The 20,411-nt window shown below is 56.2% G+C and carries 32 protein-coding genes, 1 tRNA gene and 1 other annotated feature; of the genes, 16 read left to right on the forward strand and 17 right to left on the reverse strand.

What is annotated here, in order from left to right; all coding sequences use genetic code 11:
- Window positions 1-12: 12 nt before the first annotated feature.
- The 4 genes from SJQ66_RS21170 to SJQ66_RS21180 form a co-directional block, all read right to left on the reverse strand.
- The gene (locus SJQ66_RS21170) at window positions 13-444 is read right to left on the reverse strand and encodes a hypothetical protein (protein ID WP_320535276.1); all 432 of its coding nucleotides are present in this window, start codon (window positions 442-444) and stop codon (window positions 13-15) included.
- Window positions 437-790 carry a phage tail assembly protein T gene (locus SJQ66_RS29910; protein ID WP_456153920.1) on the reverse strand — a complete coding sequence of 118 codons (354 nt, stop codon included), beginning with the start codon at window positions 788-790 and terminating at the stop codon, window positions 437-439. Before SJQ66_RS29910 ends, SJQ66_RS21170 begins: the two co-directional genes overlap by 8 nt.
- Window positions 791-810: 20 nt before the next feature.
- Window positions 811-1,158 (reverse strand): hypothetical protein, encoded by a 348-nt coding sequence (locus SJQ66_RS21175; protein ID WP_320535277.1) that lies wholly within the window; start codon window positions 1,156-1,158, stop codon window positions 811-813.
- A gap of 98 nt (window positions 1,159-1,256) precedes the next feature.
- On the reverse strand, window positions 1,257-1,439 hold the full coding sequence (locus tag SJQ66_RS21180) for a hypothetical protein (RefSeq protein WP_320535278.1): 183 nt from the start codon (window positions 1,437-1,439) through the stop codon (window positions 1,257-1,259).
- A 75-nt stretch (window positions 1,440-1,514) separates the two neighbouring features.
- Between SJQ66_RS21180 and SJQ66_RS21185 the strand changes: the two genes are divergently transcribed.
- A protein-coding gene (locus SJQ66_RS21185; protein WP_320534321.1) for an IS3 family transposase occupies window positions 1,515-2,749 on the forward strand; the annotation gives its coding sequence in 2 pieces (ribosomal slippage) (window positions 1,515-1,803 and window positions 1,803-2,749; 1,236 coding nt in all).
- Window positions 1,793-1,909: a sequence feature (AL1L pseudoknot), on the forward strand. It overlaps the preceding gene by 117 nt.
- Here the strand turns inward: SJQ66_RS21185 and SJQ66_RS21190 are convergent.
- From SJQ66_RS21190 to SJQ66_RS21245, 13 genes are all read right to left on the reverse strand, one after another.
- The gene (locus SJQ66_RS21190; protein ID WP_320535279.1) at window positions 2,741-3,007 is read right to left on the reverse strand and encodes a phage tail tube protein; all 267 of its coding nucleotides are present in this window, start codon (window positions 3,005-3,007) and stop codon (window positions 2,741-2,743) included. The two genes, SJQ66_RS21185 and SJQ66_RS21190, sit on opposite strands and share 9 nt — an antisense overlap.
- Before the next feature lie 3 nt (window positions 3,008-3,010).
- Window positions 3,011-3,364, reverse strand: a complete 354-nt coding sequence (locus tag SJQ66_RS21195) for a DUF3168 domain-containing protein (protein ID WP_320535280.1) — start codon at window positions 3,362-3,364, stop codon at window positions 3,011-3,013.
- Window positions 3,354-3,680, reverse strand: coding sequence for a phage head closure protein (locus SJQ66_RS21200; RefSeq protein ID WP_320535281.1), 327 nt, complete (start codon window positions 3,678-3,680; stop codon window positions 3,354-3,356). The genes SJQ66_RS21195 and SJQ66_RS21200 overlap by 11 nt, the downstream gene beginning before the upstream one ends.
- On the reverse strand, window positions 3,677-3,967 hold the full coding sequence (locus SJQ66_RS21205; protein ID WP_320535282.1) for a head-tail connector protein: 291 nt from the start codon (window positions 3,965-3,967) through the stop codon (window positions 3,677-3,679). The genes SJQ66_RS21200 and SJQ66_RS21205 overlap by 4 nt, the downstream gene beginning before the upstream one ends.
- On the reverse strand, window positions 3,960-5,330 hold the full coding sequence (locus tag SJQ66_RS21210; protein ID WP_320535283.1) for a phage portal protein: 1,371 nt from the start codon (window positions 5,328-5,330) through the stop codon (window positions 3,960-3,962). The genes SJQ66_RS21205 and SJQ66_RS21210 overlap by 8 nt, the downstream gene beginning before the upstream one ends.
- 103 nt (window positions 5,331-5,433) lie before the next feature.
- Window positions 5,434-6,771 (reverse strand): phage major capsid protein, encoded by a 1,338-nt coding sequence (locus tag SJQ66_RS21215; protein WP_320535284.1) that lies wholly within the window; start codon window positions 6,769-6,771, stop codon window positions 5,434-5,436.
- A gap of 20 nt (window positions 6,772-6,791) precedes the next feature.
- Window positions 6,792-7,445, reverse strand: a complete 654-nt coding sequence (locus tag SJQ66_RS21220) for an HK97 family phage prohead protease (protein WP_320535285.1) — start codon at window positions 7,443-7,445, stop codon at window positions 6,792-6,794.
- Window positions 7,446-7,451: 6 nt separating this feature from the next.
- On the reverse strand, window positions 7,452-9,005 hold the full coding sequence (locus SJQ66_RS21225; protein ID WP_320535286.1) for a terminase large subunit: 1,554 nt from the start codon (window positions 9,003-9,005) through the stop codon (window positions 7,452-7,454).
- The gene (locus SJQ66_RS21230) at window positions 9,002-9,472 is read right to left on the reverse strand and encodes a phage terminase small subunit, hendrixvirinae-type (protein ID WP_320535287.1); all 471 of its coding nucleotides are present in this window, start codon (window positions 9,470-9,472) and stop codon (window positions 9,002-9,004) included. The genes SJQ66_RS21225 and SJQ66_RS21230 overlap by 4 nt, the downstream gene beginning before the upstream one ends.
- Before the next feature lie 174 nt (window positions 9,473-9,646).
- Window positions 9,647-9,734: transfer RNA gene (locus SJQ66_RS21235), tRNA-Ser, on the reverse strand.
- 337 nt (window positions 9,735-10,071) lie between these two features.
- Window positions 10,072-10,353 carry an HNH endonuclease gene (locus SJQ66_RS29770; RefSeq protein WP_407691555.1) on the reverse strand — a complete coding sequence of 94 codons (282 nt, stop codon included), beginning with the start codon at window positions 10,351-10,353 and terminating at the stop codon, window positions 10,072-10,074.
- Between the two features lie 279 nt (window positions 10,354-10,632).
- Window positions 10,633-11,421 carry a 3'-5' exonuclease gene (locus SJQ66_RS21240; RefSeq protein ID WP_320535288.1) on the reverse strand — a complete coding sequence of 263 codons (789 nt, stop codon included), beginning with the start codon at window positions 11,419-11,421 and terminating at the stop codon, window positions 10,633-10,635.
- Between the two features lie 53 nt (window positions 11,422-11,474).
- Entirely contained in the window at window positions 11,475-12,158 is a 684-nt protein-coding gene (locus SJQ66_RS21245) for a S24 family peptidase (protein ID WP_320535289.1), read from the reverse strand.
- Between the two features lie 592 nt (window positions 12,159-12,750).
- On the opposite strand from SJQ66_RS21245, the gene SJQ66_RS21250 reads away from it, so the two are divergent.
- The 15 genes from SJQ66_RS21250 (at window position 12,751) to SJQ66_RS21320 (ending at window position 20,314) form a co-directional block, all read left to right on the forward strand.
- Window positions 12,751-13,086, forward strand: coding sequence for a hypothetical protein (locus tag SJQ66_RS21250; RefSeq protein WP_320535290.1), 336 nt, complete (start codon window positions 12,751-12,753; stop codon window positions 13,084-13,086).
- Window positions 13,087-13,298: 212 nt separating this feature from the next.
- Window positions 13,299-13,601 carry a hypothetical protein gene (locus SJQ66_RS21255; protein ID WP_320535291.1) on the forward strand — a complete coding sequence of 101 codons (303 nt, stop codon included), beginning with the start codon at window positions 13,299-13,301 and terminating at the stop codon, window positions 13,599-13,601.
- Window positions 13,598-13,771, forward strand: a complete 174-nt coding sequence (locus SJQ66_RS21260; RefSeq protein ID WP_320535292.1) for a hypothetical protein — start codon at window positions 13,598-13,600, stop codon at window positions 13,769-13,771. Before SJQ66_RS21255 ends, SJQ66_RS21260 begins: the two co-directional genes overlap by 4 nt.
- Before the next feature lie 102 nt (window positions 13,772-13,873).
- Window positions 13,874-14,245: a hypothetical protein gene (locus tag SJQ66_RS21265; protein ID WP_320535293.1), complete on the forward strand. Its 372-nt coding sequence runs from the start codon at window positions 13,874-13,876 to the stop codon at window positions 14,243-14,245.
- Window positions 14,246-14,295: 50 nt separating this feature from the next.
- A complete protein-coding gene (locus SJQ66_RS21270) occupies window positions 14,296-14,478 on the forward strand; it encodes a hypothetical protein (RefSeq protein ID WP_320535294.1) in 183 nt (60 codons plus the stop codon).
- Window positions 14,479-14,492: 14 nt separating this feature from the next.
- Window positions 14,493-14,759 carry a hypothetical protein gene (locus tag SJQ66_RS21275; protein ID WP_320535295.1) on the forward strand — a complete coding sequence of 89 codons (267 nt, stop codon included), beginning with the start codon at window positions 14,493-14,495 and terminating at the stop codon, window positions 14,757-14,759.
- A 3-nt stretch (window positions 14,760-14,762) separates the two neighbouring features.
- On the forward strand, window positions 14,763-14,981 hold the full coding sequence (locus SJQ66_RS21280; RefSeq protein WP_320535296.1) for a hypothetical protein: 219 nt from the start codon (window positions 14,763-14,765) through the stop codon (window positions 14,979-14,981).
- A 321-nt stretch (window positions 14,982-15,302) separates the two neighbouring features.
- A complete protein-coding gene (locus tag SJQ66_RS21285; protein WP_320535297.1) occupies window positions 15,303-15,788 on the forward strand; it encodes a toprim domain-containing protein in 486 nt (161 codons plus the stop codon).
- Window positions 15,785-16,021 carry a hypothetical protein gene (locus tag SJQ66_RS21290; RefSeq protein WP_320535298.1) on the forward strand — a complete coding sequence of 79 codons (237 nt, stop codon included), beginning with the start codon at window positions 15,785-15,787 and terminating at the stop codon, window positions 16,019-16,021. The genes SJQ66_RS21285 and SJQ66_RS21290 overlap by 4 nt, the downstream gene beginning before the upstream one ends.
- The gene (locus SJQ66_RS21295; protein ID WP_320535299.1) at window positions 16,018-17,313 is read left to right on the forward strand and encodes an AAA family ATPase; all 1,296 of its coding nucleotides are present in this window, start codon (window positions 16,018-16,020) and stop codon (window positions 17,311-17,313) included. Before SJQ66_RS21290 ends, SJQ66_RS21295 begins: the two co-directional genes overlap by 4 nt.
- 6 nt (window positions 17,314-17,319) lie before the next feature.
- Entirely contained in the window at window positions 17,320-17,673 is a 354-nt protein-coding gene (locus tag SJQ66_RS21300) for a hypothetical protein (protein WP_320535300.1), read from the forward strand.
- On the forward strand, window positions 17,670-18,590 hold the full coding sequence (locus SJQ66_RS21305; RefSeq protein ID WP_320535301.1) for an ATP-dependent DNA ligase: 921 nt from the start codon (window positions 17,670-17,672) through the stop codon (window positions 18,588-18,590). Before SJQ66_RS21300 ends, SJQ66_RS21305 begins: the two co-directional genes overlap by 4 nt.
- Complete coding sequence (locus SJQ66_RS21310) at window positions 18,587-18,763, forward strand: hypothetical protein (RefSeq protein ID WP_320535302.1); 177 nt, start codon at window positions 18,587-18,589, stop codon at window positions 18,761-18,763. Before SJQ66_RS21305 ends, SJQ66_RS21310 begins: the two co-directional genes overlap by 4 nt.
- The gene (locus SJQ66_RS21315; protein ID WP_320535303.1) at window positions 18,760-19,611 is read left to right on the forward strand and encodes a phosphoadenosine phosphosulfate reductase domain-containing protein; all 852 of its coding nucleotides are present in this window, start codon (window positions 18,760-18,762) and stop codon (window positions 19,609-19,611) included. The genes SJQ66_RS21310 and SJQ66_RS21315 overlap by 4 nt, the downstream gene beginning before the upstream one ends.
- A gap of 178 nt (window positions 19,612-19,789) precedes the next feature.
- A complete protein-coding gene (locus tag SJQ66_RS21320) occupies window positions 19,790-20,314 on the forward strand; it encodes a Gabija anti-defense Gad2 family protein (protein WP_320535304.1) in 525 nt (174 codons plus the stop codon).
- The last annotated feature ends 97 nt before the right edge of the window (window positions 20,315-20,411 follow it).

The following is a 20,411-nucleotide window of genomic DNA, read 5'->3' on the forward strand; positions in this document are numbered from 1 at the left end:
GGACTCCAGTAGTTAGGGCTTTTTCGCTACTGCCTCCAGTAGCTTTTCCTGCGCGACTTCAGCGGCGCGCTGTCTAGCGGCCTCGTATGCAGGGGTGACGAAAGGTTTTGCGGCCATCTTTGAACGGCCGTTTTCTAACCAACCAGCTAGGGCGCGGCGGGACACCTTCCGGTTTTTGGGGCCACGCGCTGCGGTGTCTCCGACAAACGCGACCACGTAGGTCGCAATCTTTCCGGTAACGCTGTCTTCTTTGTCGTAGAAAACAGTCAATCCCGTTGCGAGGTCGCCGGTATCCTTTGGGACGCGTAGGGCCACCTCGTTTTTAAATTCGGTCGCCATTGCTGCGCCCGTTTTGCGCAACGTTGACTCGGATAACCCTTCTTCTAGTGCGCGGATTTGTTCCTCAAGCGCGCCGGGGTTATCGACGGAAAATGACTTAGGCATGTTTAGGTCTCGATAGCGTAAATGTCCTAGTGCCCTTGGCCTTTAACTCTGCAAGGGGGACACCGAATACCGCTACTGCGACTGCTTCCGCACTCGGAGGGGCTTTCTTCTCCGGAGGAGGAAGCAGCCAAGGCGCGAAGTCGGAAGGCTTAAACGGATCAGTGTTTGGAGCCCGGTTAAAGTTCGCGACCGTGCTGGCGACTGTACCCATACGTACGTCGTCCATCGCAGGGCCGAAGGGCTCTATTGAATAGAACGCAAGCCACTCCCCGAATTCGTCAGACGACATCCGGGCCTGAAGTTCCGACACGGTACTACCGAGAGATAAAGCCAGCCGGAACCACATGCGGCGTTCCGGACTGGCCCTTAGTTTTTTGCTGCCGCTTCTTCGGCGGCTGGGCCGATTTTGTTAAGGGCCAGCGCTTCCGCTGCAAGCTGAGAGATAACGACGCTGTCGAGTCTGTCGCGAAGCAAAGCGATGTCCTCTACTGCGAACAGCGGCGCGTCGTGCTCGTCTACCAAAGCCATAACGACCACAGCAGCCTCAAAAAAGCTGAGCGTTTTATCCCCACCTTCGACGGTAGTACGGAACGTGTCGCGACCCGCGCCTGTTAGCTTGCGGATACGAACTACTTGGCCCAGTGCCGGCGGCGTAAAGTCGCGTGCGTGCGGTGTGGCAGCGGCCAGGAACGATTCACGATTTAGGGGCTTCATTCTTTTCCTTCGCCGCTTCTAGGAGGGCTTTAATTTGGGGTAGGGCGACGCGACGAACTTCTTCCATATAGAATTGTACGGCCGCGTCAACGTCCTTATTAGGCACCAGCGACGGCAACGGTGATATCTCCAGTGATCGTCAAGGCGATAGTCCCGGTATATACGCCGTCTACTTTGGCCGCGATCGGGAACGACTTCACATAAGCGGCAAATGTAATTTTCGTGCCATCAGAAAGTGCCACTTGCCAATAGAGCAGCGTAGCCGCTTTTTTAGCTGCCAATAAGGCCGCGTGAGACGGCTCGGACTGAATCGCCCCGGGTTTTGAGTTGGCACCAATTCTTGAGAGAATAGTGCCATGACCAAGACAAACAAATTTTCCCCAGAGATGCGCGAGCGCGCGGTGCGCATGGTGCAGGAGCACCGTGGCGAATACCCGTCGTTGTGGGCAGCAGTCGAGTCCATCGCGCCGAAGATAGGCTGCGTGCCGCAGACGTTGTTGGATTGGGTGAAGCGCGACGAGGTCGACAAAGGGCAGCGTGAAGGTCTGTCCAGCGACGAACGGGAGCGCCTGAAGGCGCTGGAACGCGAGGTCAAGGAACTGCGCCGCGCCAACGATATTTTGAAGACGGCCAGCGCGTTTTTCGCGCAGGCGGAGCTCGACCGCCGCTTGAAGTCGTGAAGGCGTATATAGACCGGCATCGCGATGCATACGGGGTCGAGCCCATTTGCAAAGTCTTGCAGATTGCCCCGTCGTGCTATAGACGCCATGCTGCTCGGCAGCGCAACCCGGCGCTGCGGTGCGAGCGGGCTCAGCGCGACGACGTGCTCATGGCAGAGATTGAGCGAGTCTGGAACGCGAATTGGCAGGTTTATGGTGCCGACAAGGTCTGGAAGCAGATGAACCGCGAAGGCATCCGTGTTGCGCGCTGTACGGTCGAACGGCTGATGAAGCGTCGAGGTTTGCAAGGCGCGCGACGTGGCAAGACGGTGCGTACCACGACGCCAGACACATCAGCATCATGCCCGTTTGACCGGGTTCAACGCGTGTTCAGAGCGCAGCGCCCGAACCAGCTATGGGTGTCGGACTTTACCTATGTCTCGACGTGGCAAGGATGGGTGTATGTCGCATTCGTCATCGATGTCTTCGCGCGGCGCATCGTCGGTTGGCGATTGAGCCGCACGATGCGCACAGACTTCGTTCTTGATGCCTTGGAGCAAGCGTTATATGACCGTCAGCCTGCTGCGTCGGATGCTCTCATACATCATTCGGATAGGGGGTCCCAATACGTATCCATTCGATACACCGAGCGCCTCGCTGAGGCTGGCATCGAACCGTCGGTTGGCAGTCGCGGCGACAGTTACGATAATGCGCTCGCCGAGACCATCAACGGCTTGTACAAAACGGAACTGATTCACCGTCGAGCGCCGTGGAAAACGAGGGAATCGCTAGAGCTGGCTACGCTGCAATGGGTGCACTGGTTCAACCATATTCGACTGCTCGAACCTATCGGGTACATCCCACCGGCAGAAGCTGAAGCAAATTACTGGCGTAAAATCGCCCACGAGTCCCAGGAAGCTGTTTTAACTTAACCCAACCGGCCAACTCGATACCCGGGGCGATTCAGACAGGTTGATATTGGTAGTAAGAGAAACATTCCCCCAGTCTTGCAGACCGATGCGTTTTTCTTTTCCTGTTGATTTTAAATCCGTGACATCGATTTCGGTAGCTGTGCCGTCGAAACCCGATACGTCGGTTACGTTCACAACTTCGGTATAGGTAGGCGTGCCGGTATTCGTCAGGCTATAGCCGATGTCGGTACCTTGGGCGGACAATGCGGTGGATGTCATGTTTTAGTTTTTATATGTTATGGAGAAATCGAACGACGACCCATAGAGGAGCGTATCGCTTTCATAGGTGCTACTGGGTCCGCCGATAGGCACAGCCTGCACGGACGGGTTAACCACGGCGGAAAACACCGCGTCCATCAATTCACTGGCGGCCAGCCGGGATTCTGCCCAGGTGTTTATTCGCATGCGTTGGTTACGCGTGGCGGGCGTTTTTCCGTTCAATACCGGGAAGGAATTCCCTCCGACTGCGAAATAGACGATGTATGGCTTTCCGGTTCCCTCGGGTGCGATGTCGGGATATACGTTACCGCCTGCGAGGTCCTGAAGGGCCGCATAGATGATTGCCTCAGCCCCCATTGTTCGCTCCCACAGTTACGACCAGGTCGGTATGGTCGCGCCCATTGATATCGGGCAACACTGCTACGACGTTGAATACCAGGGTACCGGCTATGACGCGATCCGCCGCCGTTACGTCCGTTCGGTATCGAATGCGAATACTCCCGTTGCCTGTAGACACGGAGGAACTACCGGACGCGGTTTCCTTGCCTGACAGCAGGGCTAAGTTAGCCCACGCTTTGGCGTATTCCGTCCAGGCGTTGGTGGGGCCGCCAAGGTCGTCTTTGCCGCCTTTGCGTTGGAGCGAGACGCGCGTATTGAGCGTGCCGGCCTTCATTGCAGAGCCGGGTCCCGGACCCGCATTAAAAGGGACTGCACGGCTACACCGATGGGGTCCGTTCCGCCTTCGCGGTCGGCGTACAAGCTGGCGAGTACCAGGAGAACCGCTACACGAGCTAGAGCGGGCACCGTTTCGGCTGTCCATGCTTGGGCATCGGTGGACTTCACGTAATCGACCACGGTTGCGGATGCAGCAGTTACAAGGGAAGCAACGTACGTATCCTCGTCGGTGCCATCTAGCCTAAGCTGTTCCTTTGCGTCGTCAAGCGTGACTAGGTCAGTCATCGGAGCCTCCAGATTCTGCGGAGTCGTCCGCCTGTGTGTTGTCTTGCGTGGGCGGCGGGTCGCTGTCCGTCGTAGTTGGGTTGCCGCCGATCTTCTCGCCGGCCGGAGTCGTAGTGGCAGGCTGCGCGGCGCGTTCTTGGAGCATCGACAAGGGAATCCACTGGGCCTGTAGGTACGGGGTGTCGCCACCTTTGACCGGGGCGAGACCGAGAGTCGCCCGCGCCTCATTTGGAGACATCACGCCCGCGCCGACTGACGTTGCATTAGCAGAGTGCCTGGCGGCCTCGTCCATCCGCATTAGGCCCGTCGTGTCAAACTCGAACCCGGCGGTGTCGGGTACAGCGAAGGAGTCATCTAGCAAGAGTTCGATAGCCTCCAGGTAAGCCTGGAGACAGTCCGAGTAGTACATAGCCTCGTAGATAGACGCACTGCTAACCGACTTCCCACCGCTTTCAATTCCGATCTTATGGCCGGGAACGTGAAAGCATCGGGCCACGTCCAGGGCAGTCCAATTAAGCTGTTCGATTAGCTGTGCATCGGTGCCCGTCATGGTCATAGGCTGATAAGTCAACCCGTCACCGCCTACTAACGTCTTGCCGGCACCAGTGCCGGTGTAGTTCGCGTCAATGGTCGCTTTTAGTCGCTTCGCCGTCTCGTCGCCTATCGCGCCGGGAGCCGAAAGAAACGCGCCGGGTTTTGCGCCGTTGGCGAAGAACGCCGCCGAATTGGTCGTAATACCTTCTGCGAGACAGATAGCCGATGCACAGGCCGCGATAGGCGTCATACCAACTAGCGGATGCCAGGACGTCACGCCCCGGTCGTGAATGATGTCCCGCGCCGGAATAACGACGGCCTCTACGGGTGTGACCTGTAACGGGGACATCGTCACTTGGTAGTACACTGAGCCGTCAAGAGCGACGAGAGGGACGACGTACTTAGGGTTGAGCACGTCCATTGAAATCACTACGCCTAGGTTATTACGACCGAGTAAGACGTATGTATTCCCGTGCGTTAGCTTGCTAGAAACCCATGCTTTGATAAATTGTGAGCGGGTCTGGTACGCGTTAGGCTTGCGCAGTACGGCGGTAAATCGCGGCGCTGACGCCTCCTGCCACACGCCGTCTGTTAGCTTGACGTACTTGATACGCAGCTTAGAGACGTCAGACGAAATGAGGTCCACGCACGAAAACACGGCGGAGCTAGCTAGCATACCGTCGCGGGTAGTGAGGGATTTGTTCTGCTGCCAGGCTCCGATGTAGGGCTCGCGTATGAAGCCACCACTACCCGGACCACCTATAGCCGACGTGCCGACAGGTGCCTTGCTCTTAGCTGACTTGTTAATTTCCCAGCCAAATATTTTCATTTTTATCCTTGTTATGGCCGGTCTAATCAGTATCTCGGAGGGCACGGGTTATGCGCCCTCGAAGCTAGGGACTAGCCGTTAGCCCCGTTGCGGGGCTGGCTGATTACGAGCCGGTAGCGGCCGTTTCAGCCGTCGGAGCGTATGCCGCGCCCGAGATGTACTTGGCGGCTTGCGGGCGGCGCTTCTGGAAGTTGATCCACTTACCGACCTTCAGGGCCATCATGTCGTTCTGGAACAAGTTCACCGGGGCGGACGTTGCCGCAGCCGGGGCCGAGTCCATGATGATGGACGCCTCGCGACTCACATCCAGTTCGAGGCCGCCGTCGTCGGACAGGTAGATTTCCTGTTCGAACACCAAGACAATGCGGTCGTTCGGGATGTTGTTTGACACCAGGACCGGGAAGCCCAGCAGTTCGCCGCCGTTGATATCGATGTTCGGGAAATACTTCACGCCGAATTCGCTGACCATGTTCGAGATAGCGAGGGCGCGGCCCGGACTCATCAACAGCTTGCCGCTGGAGATAATCAGGTTTGCGGCGATAGCATCGGCAACTAGCGACATCACGTCGTTACGCAGGGCTACGTGGGTCGTACCGGTTGCGGCAATAGCCGTGGTGCCGTTTAGGATCGATGCTGGCGACACGTCCGTCTTAGCGCGGGACGGGTCCAGGAACGAGACGTCGAGGCCCTGCGCGGCAGCTTCGATCAGGTCGGCCTGTACCATTGCCTCTACGGACGGGTTAGCCAGACGCATGATTTCGCGGTCCAAGACGGCAATGCCAGCAATCTTCGCGAAACCCAGCGTCACGGCATTGAAGCCCATCGACGTTACCGGCGCGGGCGCACCTTCCCCGACCCAGCCGACCGACGTACCCGACGTGGCACCGCCGATTCGAACGTTGAACGGAATTCGTCGCAACCCGGTCAGGCGACCAAGAATCGTCTGCGGGTACAACAAGCTGATGAAATCGCCGCCGAAATTCTCCGGGTAGACCAAGTTACCGGCCCATGCAGCGCTCGTCGTGCTACCGGCCGCTACGGCTGCTTTGAGGACTTGCGCGACTTCCGGTGAGGTGTCCTTGTACACTTCCGCCATCGTGACGGCGGTATGCAGGTCTCCCTTAGCCTTCGCCAGGACCATCAGCGTACGGGTAACGTCTGCACCCTTCGGAGCGTTCGACTTGACCGTGATGCCCTTGGCTACCGGCGCGGCGACCGGTTCGACTGCCGGGACGGCGACGGCCGCCGCGCCTTCCGCCGCTTCCTGTTCCTTTAGCAACGTGACGCGATCCTCCAGGGCCTTGATTTCGCGGGCCAGTTCCAAGCCCTTCGAGACTTCCTCGTCCGTCATGGCCTCACCCTTAGAAACGATGGCGGCCTTCGTGTCTGCCAAAACCAACATCTTGGCTTGTGCCAGCTTGATCATTTCCGACAGCTTCATATGTAATCCTTATTTTTATTTTAAAGAGAAAGCAGTAAGGCTTTGCGAGCGGAAAGGCGGGCGGCTTTTTGTACCGCCTCTTCTGGATCGCTCGCGGGGGCTGCTGCTTCCCCTTCCTGCGTGTTTACACTGACGACCGCCGGGGCCATCGATCCGGGGTTTTCGCCCGTAACGTCGACCGTTTCTACGGTCGCGTTTTCTGCTGCGTGGAGGCTTTTGAACGCGCTAATCACTGCCTCTGGATTGCACGGGATAGACACCAGCGACAATTCATGCACGTCGGCGCGCTTGTAATGCATGCCCTTACCGACACCGAGAGATTCAGCCTCTACGGGCTGGAATCCGATGGATACGCCCTTGATAAGACCGGCCTTGACGCTATGCCATGCCTCATCGGTGCGATCCTTCACTACGCCGGGTTCGTCTACCTTTGCAATCTGGGCTTTGAATGGCAAACCTTTGGCCGTCGGTGCACCGAACTGCACATTACCGACGGGCTGTGCCGGGTCGTGATTGAGCAGGAGAGGGGCGTTAGGCGCGAACTTCAAGCCCAGCGGTTCTACGATGTCTTTTACGAGGTCCGGCGACGGCGTCGAAGCGATGCCCTCGATTTCCCGCGCGTCCTCGTCTAGACGTTTGATATTGATGGCGCTGAACGCCTTATTATTTTTCATATCTCGCTATAAGCTGAGCAGGGTAAATTCCTTCGGCTGTTCTAGGTCTCCTGCGGCGATAACCGTTGCACCGAACGCCATCGTCAAGGCCACGAGCCCATCAATCCGGCCTGTCGCTTTCGACTTGTCTAGCTTTCTGTTGCCGGCCGCGTCTTTGATGACAACGGCGTTAGCTGCGCACATGGTTAAAACCGGGTGCATGCCATGAGCAACCCGGCCGTTAAGTAGCTCCTCCTCCAAGACTTCCATCGCGGGGCTGATTGACTTGTAGCCCTGGCCGTGTTCGACCAGAGGGAGTAGGCCGCCATCCTTGTGGGCCTTTTCGGTGTCAATACCGACGCGGGCGAATTCTTTACGCATAAGGTCAATCCGCCACGGGTCGAAGGCGATACTGTGGATAGACAATCCTTCGCATATGTCCGCGACGTCGCGTGCTACATATTCGTAGTCGACGGTCTTGCCTGGTGTCGTGTGGATATACCCGGCGTCGACCCACTCGCCGTACGGCGTGCGGTCCTTGTGTGATCGGTCGCTTAGGCCGTCCTCTGGCGTCCAAATGTGCGCTTGCACCTGCCATACGACGTTGACCCGGCCGATAAGCACGAGGGCAGTCAGGTCCGTACGGGACGATAGGTCTAGACCGCCATAGACCAGCGTGTCCTTATCGAAGTCGACAGGGGCAGTGCCATTAGCCTTCCATACGTCGCGGCTGATGAATGGCGAGATAACCGACACTCGCTGATTCAAGATCAGATTGCGAAACGTGTTTTCCTTGGACGGCATCCGTACCGCACTGCTTGCGAGCTTTTCCAAGTCGGGTAGCGAGCGGAAGATACCAAGCGCAGGGTTAGCCGCAGACCAGCCCGCACGGTCCATAAGGCCGGCGTCGGGATGCGCCGCGTATAAGTGGACGACAATGTGCGGATCAGCACCGCTCAGGGCGTCATCTAAACGGATGGACAGCATGTCCGCATCACTAGCCGCTTGCGTACTGACAACCAGCGTTAGCGGGGCATCGTGTGCACCCTGTGCCGTCTCGATAGCGTCAATGAAGTCGCTTTGCGGGCCACGGATCTGGCCCATTTCGTCAATGATGGCGAGGACAGGACTTAGCCCGTGGGTTGTGGCCGCTTCCGCCGAAAGAGCGCGGTATTCGACGTTAAGGGGCAAGCCGAATAACTTCTTGCCGGATGGAACCACTCGGACGATGGCGGACAATTCCGGCGACATGCGAACCATCTTTGCCGCGAGGGCGTGGATAATCGCTGCTTGGTCCCGTGACATTGCGCCGGATACAATCTGGCTGTTTTGGCGAGCCTCTGGACCGACTAAGTGGGCTAGGAGCAAGCATGCGATGAGTGCTGATTTACCGTTCTTACGGGCGATGCTAAGGTAGCCGGTCTGCGTGCCATGCGGGTTGTCGTAGACATCCAGGATAAATTTACGCTGGAATGCTTCGAACTTAACCGGTAAGCCAACAAGTGCGCCTTCCGGCACCTTGCAATATTTCTCGCAGAACGCAATAACCTTTTCTCCCCTTGTCTTAGGGCGTAGAGTCATTTGACCGCCCTAAGACGTGGGATTAGATCGTCGTCACCGTTATCTGCCTGTGCTGCCGCTTCTTGGGCACCTAGGCGGCCTGCGGCGTCTGCACTACGGCCAGTGGTAGCCAAGGCGTGGACGTGGAGCTTGGCCGAAAGGGATGCGGCACGGCGCGTTAGCGTTTCGACCAGGCTGTGCTTCGGATTAACGATTGGCGTACCGCGTTGGTTCTTTACCGTGTCGCCCTCTACCTCCAGTTCGATCTGGATTCGCATAATGTCGCATTGGCACCGGGCCAGATTTACGGCAAACGCTAAATCGGCATCAGTCCAATCGACTAACGCGCGGGCCGAGATAACGGCATTCCAGTAAGGCCAATCCTCGTCGCGTAATGACAGATGGGCAGGGGGTTTAATCGGACCGAGACTAGCGGCCTGTGCGGCCTCTACCGCTCCGGCCGTGGTGTCTGTTCTGGTCCGTTTCATTTAGTCGCCTGTAATCTCATTACCGAGCCAGATAACAGCAGCTACGGCCAATGTGAGTAGGATTGCTAACAAGCTGATGCCCATTGCGAGCCAGATTGCTAAGTTCATAATTTGTCTGTATTCGCGTGCATGCGCGTGCACAACAACCCGCTATCAGTAGCGAGCCGTGAAATGTGGCGGAATCTATCCGATTCGAACGGATGAGGCCCAAAGGCCCGCCGGTTTAGCAAACCGGTGCATTAGTCCACTCTGCCAAGATTCCGAGGGTATTAAGCGTTAAGGCGCAGAATTCGGCCTTATGGGAGCGTTCCGGACTGGATTTTTGCAGTTAGCGTTAAAACGACTGTGACCAGCCGATGTCCGGATTTTTGCCGGTCTTATTCTGACCCACCCCCGACGTCAATAGGAATAGTAATGACATTTGCCTATTAAACAGGGGATTCATTATGATAATCCTATCGCATTCCGAAATCACTATCGATAATATCTATTGCAAACGATATTTGTCCCTATTGCCGAAACCTGCGCAATATACGTGCAATAGATAGCATCAGGAATAAAAGGTTCTTAACCTTATGATGTCAACTATCTTTATAAGATTAAGTGTTCCAATGATGACCGGGATTTATAGGCATGCCGTTAGGCTTAATGGCTGTCTTCACTTTATAGCCTAAATCGGATCTGGTCTTATCTCTATGGCAGTCATAGCAGAGCAGCCATAGATTACTATCGTCATTGGTTCCACCATTGACTAGAGCCAGGATATGGTCTACTTCACCTACACGAACTGCTATAGAACAAATTCTGCATTGATAGCAGTCTCTCTTTCTAATTCGTGTTCGTTGTGCCGTTCCTGCTCTGCCAGTAAGTCGTTCAGGCATTACCGACCTATTATATTTATTATGGTCATATAATTTGAGGTGTTGATATTAGGATGTATGTAATAGGTAAAGCAAACCTTTGCGGTCGCTTCGCTCCCTTACACCCATCCCTAAATCCCTTCCCTCAGGCAACAGTATTCGAGGCTCGGCCTTGCACCGGGCAGGGGCCACACTGGGCGTCTGTGGAGGGCGTCATGCACCGTGGCTTCTGCCTCTCCTAGACACCTGACCCATTTTTTACATAGTGCATCGGAGTTATTTGTAATTATTGCAACAAATCTATTTCCGCGATAGTCCTAAAATCGCACAGACGACGAACACTATTACCCAGAAGACAATCTCTCCTGGGCGGGTTTGAGTACGCTTTTGTTTCGGTGGTATCCACGGAGCTGAATATGCCTCGCGTCGCAAACGTTCGGGTGACTTCTGGATAAACTCAGCGGCCGGCTTTGGGCTTTTAGCGGCGATTCGGGAGTTGGTTGAGAAGGTCGTGGGCGCTCGCATTATTGCGTGTCCTAGGTACGTTCGGGAACGATTAGTAGCTCCCGAACGGTTGCCCAAAACAGAGACTAGCGCGACAGTATCGGACAGTGCGTTATGTGGCGAGTCACGCGGTACGTTAAAATGCTGACACAGCGTGTCTAATTTTCGATCGCGTACGTCAATAAAATCGGACCAGTAAATATTCTTAACACTGCAGATCCATGTCTTATCGCTAACCTTTTCCAAAACCTTCCCCAGCATACGCTTATCAAACTCGGCATAATGCGCAATGATGTAATCCGCTTGGTTAAGAATTGTGCATACGGTGTCGTAGTCGAAATCGAGTCCGGCCAGAGAGTGAATTGAAATGCCGTGAATAGCTTGTGCTTGGGGATGGATGGGGACGTTCGGACGGCGTAGCCCGTAATAACGCGATAGCTCGGATTCGATTTCGCCCTTTGGGAGGCGAACGCTCAATAGAACAAGTCCGATGCTGATCGGTTCATCAAAGGCTTCTAATCCTGTGGTCTCGGTGTCAAGAACAGCGACACGCACAAGCCTTTCTTCTACGTTCGGAGAATCCATTACGCGGCTTACGGTAGATGAGCCGCAAGCCTACCGTAAACTAAATTCGTCGGTCAAATCTGGCGACCATACCAAACTACACGGCCAATCACCTCAAAATCCAAATCATTAGCCTCGGAGCCGTCGAATTCGAACGCCGGGTACGCAGTATTTTCGCTAATTATTTCGACCTTGCTAGAAGACTTCCATAGCGTTCGCTTCACTACAATTCGGTCTTCTAGGCGGAGAACGTAGATTCCGTCATCTTTCCCCGCTTCCGCGTGATTCACCAGGATGTTGTCTCCGGCCTTCAAGAGCGGTTCCATAGAATCACCCTTGACCGTAATAACAGATAAATCCTTTGGGCTGGTACGCAGGTAGTTAGTTACCCAATACCGACGGAAGGCCATTGAAAAGCGAGGGCTTTCATTGTCCACATACGATCCATTACCAGCGGATGCGGTTACGTCATAGCGCGGGATATAGACAAATTCGTCAGACTCAGCCGGCGCTGATTTCTTAATCTCGTTTATCTCGGCCATAGCCGTAGAGTCCACGCCAAGCAGCCAATCCACTGTCCGGCCCACGACAGCCGCAATAGCTACGAGCTTTTCGGCGGATGGGATTCCATTGCGATCCCTAATCGTTTTCGTTACGCCTACACCGATGTCGTGGGCGACCATCCAGCCGCTAAGTGTCTCGTCGTTGATTCCTGCTGCTTGGTACAGGCGTTCTTTGAAGGTATCTGCGAGGGTCATATTGAGCGCTCTTGTACGAGTAATGCGCGTGATCATAGCACACCAAGTGGTTATAACCAAATAGTCCAAGCCTATCAAACTGTAACGAGACAATACAAAAACCAATTGGTTATAACCAAATGGTTAGAGTAAATTTCGTCTCACGGTGACGGCGGTAACAAAGACGGCACCAAGCGGCAAAGGGTCAGTAGCTTTTACTGGCTAATGCTAAAGCAGCGGCGGGTCCGAATTCCCTAGGTTTATCGGGCGATTGCCACGGCGCGCTAATCCTTAAAGTAGCGACCTTGCAGTATCGCAGCAAACGGTGAAGCAGCAGCGATCGATAGCGTCTGCCGCAGTGTCCGACACCTACATGGTCAGCAGTTCGGATGCGTCGCTGGATAACTGGTAAAGCGGCAAAAGGTTACGGCCACCACCTAGGCTACTAGGAAAGAGTCGGAGTCGGGGAGAGCAGTCTAGGGGTCGTCATGTTCGGGCGGCCGTTAGAAACCAATCCGACGTCAGGAATCAGACCGACGGTCAGGCCTGGCACGAACTACGGTTCGTTAAGCGGACTCGGTTGAGTCTTCTTAATTAACCGAGGCTTTATGAGATGCATGCGTTAGAAACACAAACGAGGCGATCCGAGGTGCAGGACGGTCGTTATCTGACATTCCGCCAACTAGCTGGTGTGATCGGCTGTAGGGAATTTGATTTGCGTGGCGTCCTCGTTCCGAGCTACATCCGGCGCGAGGGGACCGCTTGGCTACCACTTCCGCAGTATCGGGATTCGCGGCTAATCGTCGTGGGGGAAGGCGTCGGTGTGTCCGGCCTTCTGTTCACTCCGGAGGGCGTCGAGTACTTCACCGACCTGTACCAGCAAGGCGAAGAAGGACACCAGGCGTACATACAAAACTGCCGCGAATTGATGGCATCGGAGAGTGCATGACAGCAATTACCGTGTTTGTTCTGTGCGTCCTGGCGTCGTTCATATTCATACGGGGCGCGCTGCGAGAAGCATTATCAGTATCAGGATCTTTGGCTGTAGCTGTCGGGGCTACGGTTGTATCGATCAGTCTTAACTCGATTTTCTTCTTCCTCTAACCATTGCCACGGCATGAGGAAGTGTGAATATAACGCGCTTAGTATAACTATTCAAATATGCAGACAAACAAGGATTACGACGATCTGTCGCCGGAGCAAATAGAGGTCATGAAAGGGCGTGCGCAAGCCGCTGGACATTTCCCGGTGCTGCATCGTTCCGGCCGCTGGACGGTCGAGGGCCATCGTATCGACCTCTGGTTTTCCCGTCGTCACTTTCCCGACCCCAAGCCGATCGTCCGCCGCTGCTGGCAGAGCACACCGCAATGGCGTGAGCGCCTTTCCGTTTACGACGCTGCGTACGGCAGTGGGCCTTTGCAGCTTTCCCTTGTTTCTATTGCATATCCGGAGAAGCGGGTATGAAACGGCACTCATTGCAGGGTAACGACGGCGCAATAGCTATCGAACGCGACGAGGGTCTTTGGGTCATAGGCACAGTGCAAGGCGGATACGCGGCGCTAACGCCGGAAGAAGTGCACGAGCTTTACCTGGTACTTACCAACAAGTTTGCACAGGTGGGCAGTGACGCGTGAACAGAAACGGATAGCGCGCTGGTGCGCTGCTTGGAATCGCCGGGAAATGACTGCGCGGGCTAAAACAATTAATCAACAACACCATCACAACGAGAGGCCACTATGACCGACGCAAAGAAGTCCAAGATTGAACTGTTGAAAGAGAAGCTGGATGCGGCACAAGCTGCCTACGATGCGGCAGTGACGGCGGAATCGCAATCGGCGGCATTGGCCGCCGTGAAGAAGGGCGACCTAATCGAATTCCTGTTTGGTCGCGGCGAGACCCGAGCGCAGCATACCGGCCAGGTGCGCGCAGTGGTCGAAACGGATAAGGGCAAGAAGCTGTCTGTCCTGTTCGGTGAGGGCTTGGACGAAAAGATTGTTACGGTCGATGCCAGCGCGGTTGTCAGTATTGGCGAGTTCATGCCGAACCACAACGGCGGCGCGAGTGTCGCGGCCGGTGCATCCGCCGATCCGCTGGAAGGGCTGGAGTAATGCGGGCCGCTGCTTGGCGGGACCGTAGACCATTAACGGCCGACGTTGTCATGTTGGAAGTCACGCAGGAACAGGCGCAGACGCTGCTCGATGTCTCGCGGCATATTGCCGGCCGCGAAAATACGCGGCGGGCACATATGGAAGAAATCCGCTACGCGCTGGAGGCAGCGGGCGTCGAACCGAAGCGCACGGATGATATACACCCGGCACAGTCAGTAATCGAATTCACCTAAAAAGAGGAAAAGCAATGCACAAGATCATCGATAAGCTGTTGGCACTCCTTGAGGCTGCGCGAAAGGCTGGACCGCGCATCGAAGCCGCCCTTAAGGCGCGTTTGGTGGCGAACCTAGAGAAGCTACACGACAAAATCACAGCGGCAGAGCGGGCCGCGAAGGCCGAGGCAGGCCGACTGGTTGACCGTGCCCAAGACGTCGAGAACAAGGCGATAGCGAAGGCCGAGGCGGAACTGGAAAAGCTGTACGCGCTGGCCGATAAACACGGCGTGGAGGTCTAGTACATGACGTTGTCCACTGTCGTTTTCGTGATTCTGCTGATTTTGAAGCTGGCCGGTATCGGCATTGTCGCCGGGTGGTCCTGGTGGGCAGTCACCGCACCCTTATGGGCGGGATACGCCGCGTGCCTAGCGCTGTTTGTAATCGGAGCGGTGCTGGTGATTTGCGCAGAGGCCCTTGGATGGTCGAAGCGCAAGCCGCCGCTTCGTAGCTGGCGTCGCTAAGGTAGGAGCATGGCAGATTGGCTAGATGCTGCGCAGGCACTAGTCGAAGGGACGACGCGCAAGATACCGCACGACTGCGGCCCCGGCGACTGCCTGCAAATCAACCATAAACGGGACGGATTTAGCGCTTTCTGTCACCGCTGTGGCGAATCGTTCTGGTCTCGTCGCCCCCAGGAAACACTCCGGGAAAAGTTAGATCGTCTCGCCCGTGTGCGGTCGCGGGAGGTAGCGGTAGAACGCGCCCCTGGGCTACCTAAGCCAATTATAGCGGAGCCGTCTGCGTGGCCGGTAGCGGCCCGCGTCTGGCTTTACAAGGCGGCCTTGTCCAATGTAGATATCGAACGACTCGGCATCTACTGGAACCCGCGTACAGAGCGCGTCGTGATCCCTATACGGAACGATGCCGGCGACTTGATCTACTGGCAGGCCCGTACGCTGGACCCGACTAACCCGAAAAAGTACCTAAACCCTCACGTGAGCAAGACCAGCCTGTTAGCCAAATACGGCGACGGGGCGGCGATCGTGCTGACGGAGGACATCTTGAGCGCTTACAGGGTTTCGCGGTGTGGCGTTGCGGGTTGGTGCCTTATGGGGACCAAGTTAAACGACCACACGGCGACCGAGTTAATCCGCAGCGGAAAGCCGGTGATCGTCTGGCTAGATCCCGACAAGGCGGGTCAGACAGCGCGGCGCAGCATTATCCGTGACCTCCGGGACTATGGCGTACCTGCCCGCAAAGTGGTTTCAGCTAAAGATCCCAAATTACTGAGCCGCGCACAGATAGACGCGGCGCTGGAGATTGTATGAAAGTGAAGACGAAAAAAGACGGCACTGTGCGGATCGGCGCTTCGCGCGAGACCGTAGATAAGATTCTCTCCCTCCTGGGCAAGACGACGGGAGAACATCCGGACCTATGCGAGATGTATGACCGTTTGCGGCAGTATGCTACGACGGATGCGTACGAAGTAACGGTAGGGTGGCCGCCGAATGAACAGCGGGTGAGGACGCTGCACCTTACGAAGAAGGAGACAGCGCATTGAATGAAGCCGGATTAGGTACAACACTACTCCAGCTTCTGAAGCACCGAGAACACTACGCTGCACTAGCGCAAGCGGTTCCTGTCACTGCCTTGGATGAAAAGACCAAGATTCTCTTGGCTGATTTCGGCAAGTTTCTCCGGGAGTTTCCCGACGTAACCCGGATTGACTACGACGCCTTCATGTTGTGGTTTAAAGGATTCGCCCACCCGACGTTATCGACAGAGAAGCAAGGTCTGTTTGCCGAGCTACTAAAGCCAATGCTTACCCAGGAATGTCCGGAATCCCTACGGGGCGGAATCCTGTTGCGTTTAGCAGAGGCTGATCTAGCACGACGGACTACTGACTGGGTAACGCGGTACGAGGAAGGCCAGGAGATTGAACTAGGTGCGGTGCTGCGTGCGGAACTGGAACGGTACGAGGAGCGGGCGGGACGGGACTTGGATATCCCGGAGGTCACCGAGGACATCAGCGACATCATGCGAGATGACTTAGACAACCGGGGCCTTCGGTGGCGTCTAAAGTGCCTTAACGACCACATGCGCCCGCTGCGCGGCGGTGATTCGATCATATGGGCCGGGCGTCCGGGAAGGGGCAAGACATCGTCTCTGTTGGGAGAGGTCACTTACATGGCCCCCCAGTTTGACGACTACTACGGGGAGGAGCGCTACCTACTGTGGTTCAACAACGAGGGGCCGGGTAGGCGAATCAAGAAGCGAGCCTATAACGCCGCGTTAAATGCGACGACGCTGGAGCTACTGGAAATGCAACGGATTGGTACGTTGCAGAATGCCTACGATGCAGCGATGGGTGCCCCTGGTCGCCTAATCGTGGTCGACATCCACGGTAGATCAACGGCCGATGTTGAAAACATATGCAAGAAGAGGAAGCCCGGTCTCATCGTTTTTGACATGATCGACAAGATCAATTTCACCGGTGCCCTAGCGAACAAAGGCGAGCGAACGGACCAGGTTCTGGAATCCATGTACGACTGGGGGCGGGACCTCGGGGTGTATCACGGTTGCCCAGTTATCCCGACATCACAAACCAGCGGGGCAGCGGCGAACAAGCCGTTCCCTACGGACGATATGCTGAAAGACAGCAAGACCGGAAAGCAGGGTGCATGCGATGGGATCGTAATGCAAGGCATGACGGAGGATGCCGGCTACCCGAACAGCCGATTTATCAGCATCGTGAAAACAAAAATGGGGATCGAGGGTATGCCTGATTCCCCGAATCTGGAAGTAACACTTGACCAAGATCGTTCGCGACTGGTCATGCCTCTGGACGAATAAAACCCAATGAAGAAAACGCACACCGCGCTACTCGGCGCGCTGCTTCTTTGCGCCTGTGAACAACGAACGCCCGCTGTATTTCAGCAGCCAGCCGTCGCGACCGTCCAGCCCTCGGCATCCGTCGCGGGGGCACCGGTCATCGTTCAGCAGCCTTCGAACGACGGTTTCTTTACCGGAATGCTTATGGGCCACCTGATGTCTGGGGGCGGAGGCAACGGATACAACAGCAACCGCACCGTAGTGAATAAAACCGTGGTCAACAAGACATACGTAGCGCCGCGTCAGTTGTACTCGGCACCGCGTTCCTATAGCAGCTACAGCCGTTCGTCGTCGTTCGGCTCTTTCCGGAGCCGTCGATGATTCCACAAGGCTTTAAGGCAATGCTGGCCGCCCCGTTGACTAAACCGGAGGCGTTGCAATTCCCCGTATCCGCTTCGCCAAAAATCGACGGGGTGCGTGCGGTGATTTTCGACGGCGTTGCGTACGCTGGCCGCAGCATGAAGCCGATCCCGAACAACGCTGTACAGCAGTGGGCGCGTCTGCATCGATACGTCCTTGAGGGATTGGACGGGGAGCTAGTCGTGGGAAGCCCGACCGCACCGAATTGTATGCAGGCGACCACCTCCGGCGTCATGCGTATCAAAGGCGAACCCGATTTCTCGTTCCACGTGTTCGATTGCTTGCGCGCCCCGGAGACGCCGTTTGAAACCCGATATCGTGCGTCGTTCGACGCCTGCGAGGGCGTGGATTCGGTGCCGTTCTCTCGGCTGTTTCTCGTGGACCAATGGCATGTCTACAGCCAAGCAGCACTAGACCGCCTGGAGGGCGAATTTGTCGGCCAAGGCTATGAAGGAATGATGGTGCGCAGTCTGTTGGCACCGTACAAGTACGGTCGCAGCACAGAACGGGAGGCGGGCCTTTTGAAGGTCAAGCGCTTTACGGACGCAGAGGCCGTGATCGTCGGGTTCGTGGAGGAAATGCACAACACGAACGAGGCAACCAAGGACAACAATGGCCGCACCGAACGGAGTACGGCCAAGGCGGGCCTGGTCGGAAAGGGCACTCTCGGTGCGTTCATCGTTCGCGACCTGATGACGGGCCTCGTGTTCAACGTCGGGACGGGATTTACCGCCGAACAGAGGGCCGAGTTCTGGCTTGATCGGGAAGCCCTCCAGGGTCGAATCATCACCTACAAATCGTTTCAGCACGGCGTGAAGGAGCTTCCCCGGCATCCGGTGTTCAAGTCGTTCCGCGCATTGGAGGACATGCAGCAATGAGCCGAAGCGTACGCGGATCAAAAGGCCCCGGCCATGAATACTGGGCGAAGCGGCCAGGAAACCGCCACGGCGGGACGCTCAGCCCGAACGGCGGCAAGCATCACAAAAAGCGTACCCACAAGATGGAACGTCAAGAGGGTCGGCGCGACGCGGCGGCGGGGGCGCAGCAATGACGAAACCCCGCCTACAGGTCTCTTTCTCCGGCGGCCGTACTAGCGGGTTTATGGCGTGGTGGTTGAAGCGGTACATGTCTGGCGTATTTGACATGCACTTCGTTTTCGCCAATACGGGATTCGAGCACCCGGACACCTTACGGTTTGTCGATGCGGCAGATAAGAGCTTTGGCCTCAATCTCACATGGGTTGAGGCTGTTGTACATGCGGGCCGAAAGGCCAGCACACACCGAGTAGTGACGTACGAAACGGCTAGCCGCAACGGTGAGCCATTCGAGGCAGTAGTAGCTAAGTACGGTCTGCCTAACCGGACTTTCAAACTCTGCACCCGCGAACTCAAGGCCAATACGATGCGCTCCTTTGTGGAGAACGGCCTGGGCTGGGGCAAGGATTATTCGATAGCAATCGGAATCCGAGCAGACGAAAAGCGGCGGGTATCACCGACTGCCACAGAGCAGCGAATTATCTACCCGCTTGTGGATATGGTCCCGACGATAAAGGACGACGTCCTGGCCTTCTTTGAGTCATACGACTGGGATTTGCGCATTCAAGAGCGCGAGGGCAATTGCCTTACTTGCTTCCAAAAGTCCGACGCGAAGCTGAACACGGTGTGGCGAGAGCATCCCGAGCACTTCGCATTCTTCAAACACTTGGAGGATACGTATTCACACGTAGGCCCTAACAACGTACCAGGCCCGCGAAAGATATTCCGTATGCGTCGGTCCACGGCCGACCTTGTCGCCGGCTTTCAGGAAGCAGACGCCGACAGTACCGGGAGGTTTTCCGAGACAGACAGCGGTACGTGTTCCGAGTCGTGCGAGTTATTCGAAATGGAGATAACGCAGTGATGAGCGCATGGGTGCTAGTTATTGCTGTCTGGGCGAGTGGGCCGCGAGTTGCAGTGGACCACGTGCCGATGCACGATCGCGCGGCGTGTATGGATGCTGCGCGCGTGATCCGCGATCAATACGACGGAACGGTTTTCGCGAGGCCCGCCCTCACTTGTCTCAGAACCGGAGGAATTGAGTGAACCACTCTGATATTAAGGCTGCGGCGGAGTTGCTGGACTCTCTTGGATGTGAGGGGATCATTGCCGGGGGCGCGATCCGCGACGCGGTGCTGCATCGCCTGGTGAAAGACTTTGACGTCTACGTAGAGAACACGCCAGCCAACATGGAAGCGTTGCAGAGGCGATTCCCGAACATGACGCTTCTGGATACGGAGAGCGACGACTACGAAGGCGCTGCACCGATGTTGCTTGTCGTCTATGAGGCCAATGAGCGTCACGACGGCAAACCGATCCAGATCATGTTGGTCCGACGGGACCCAGTCGAGTACGTACAGAGTGTCTTCGATTTCGGTCTCTGCAAGGCGTATTTGTGCAATACCTTGGGTCTGGTCCTTGAGCCGGAGTTCATTCAAGACGTCCGAGCCAAGACAATCACGTACTACCCCAGCGACGATAACCACTACAGCGAGACGCGCGCTCAGCGGTTGTCGGAGAAGTATGCGGACTATCGCGTTGTGGTGCCTGATGGGTTTCGAGCATGAAGCCGCACATAAAGCTCTGGAACGGTAAGTGGGTGTGTGAGGCTGAGCAGCCTCGGTTCGTAGCTGGATACGGCGAGTCGCCGAGTTTCGCGTTCTA

The sequence above is a fragment of the Robbsia andropogonis genome (assembly GCF_034047095.1).
Classification (GTDB): Bacteria; Pseudomonadota; Gammaproteobacteria; order Burkholderiales; family Burkholderiaceae; genus Robbsia; species Robbsia andropogonis.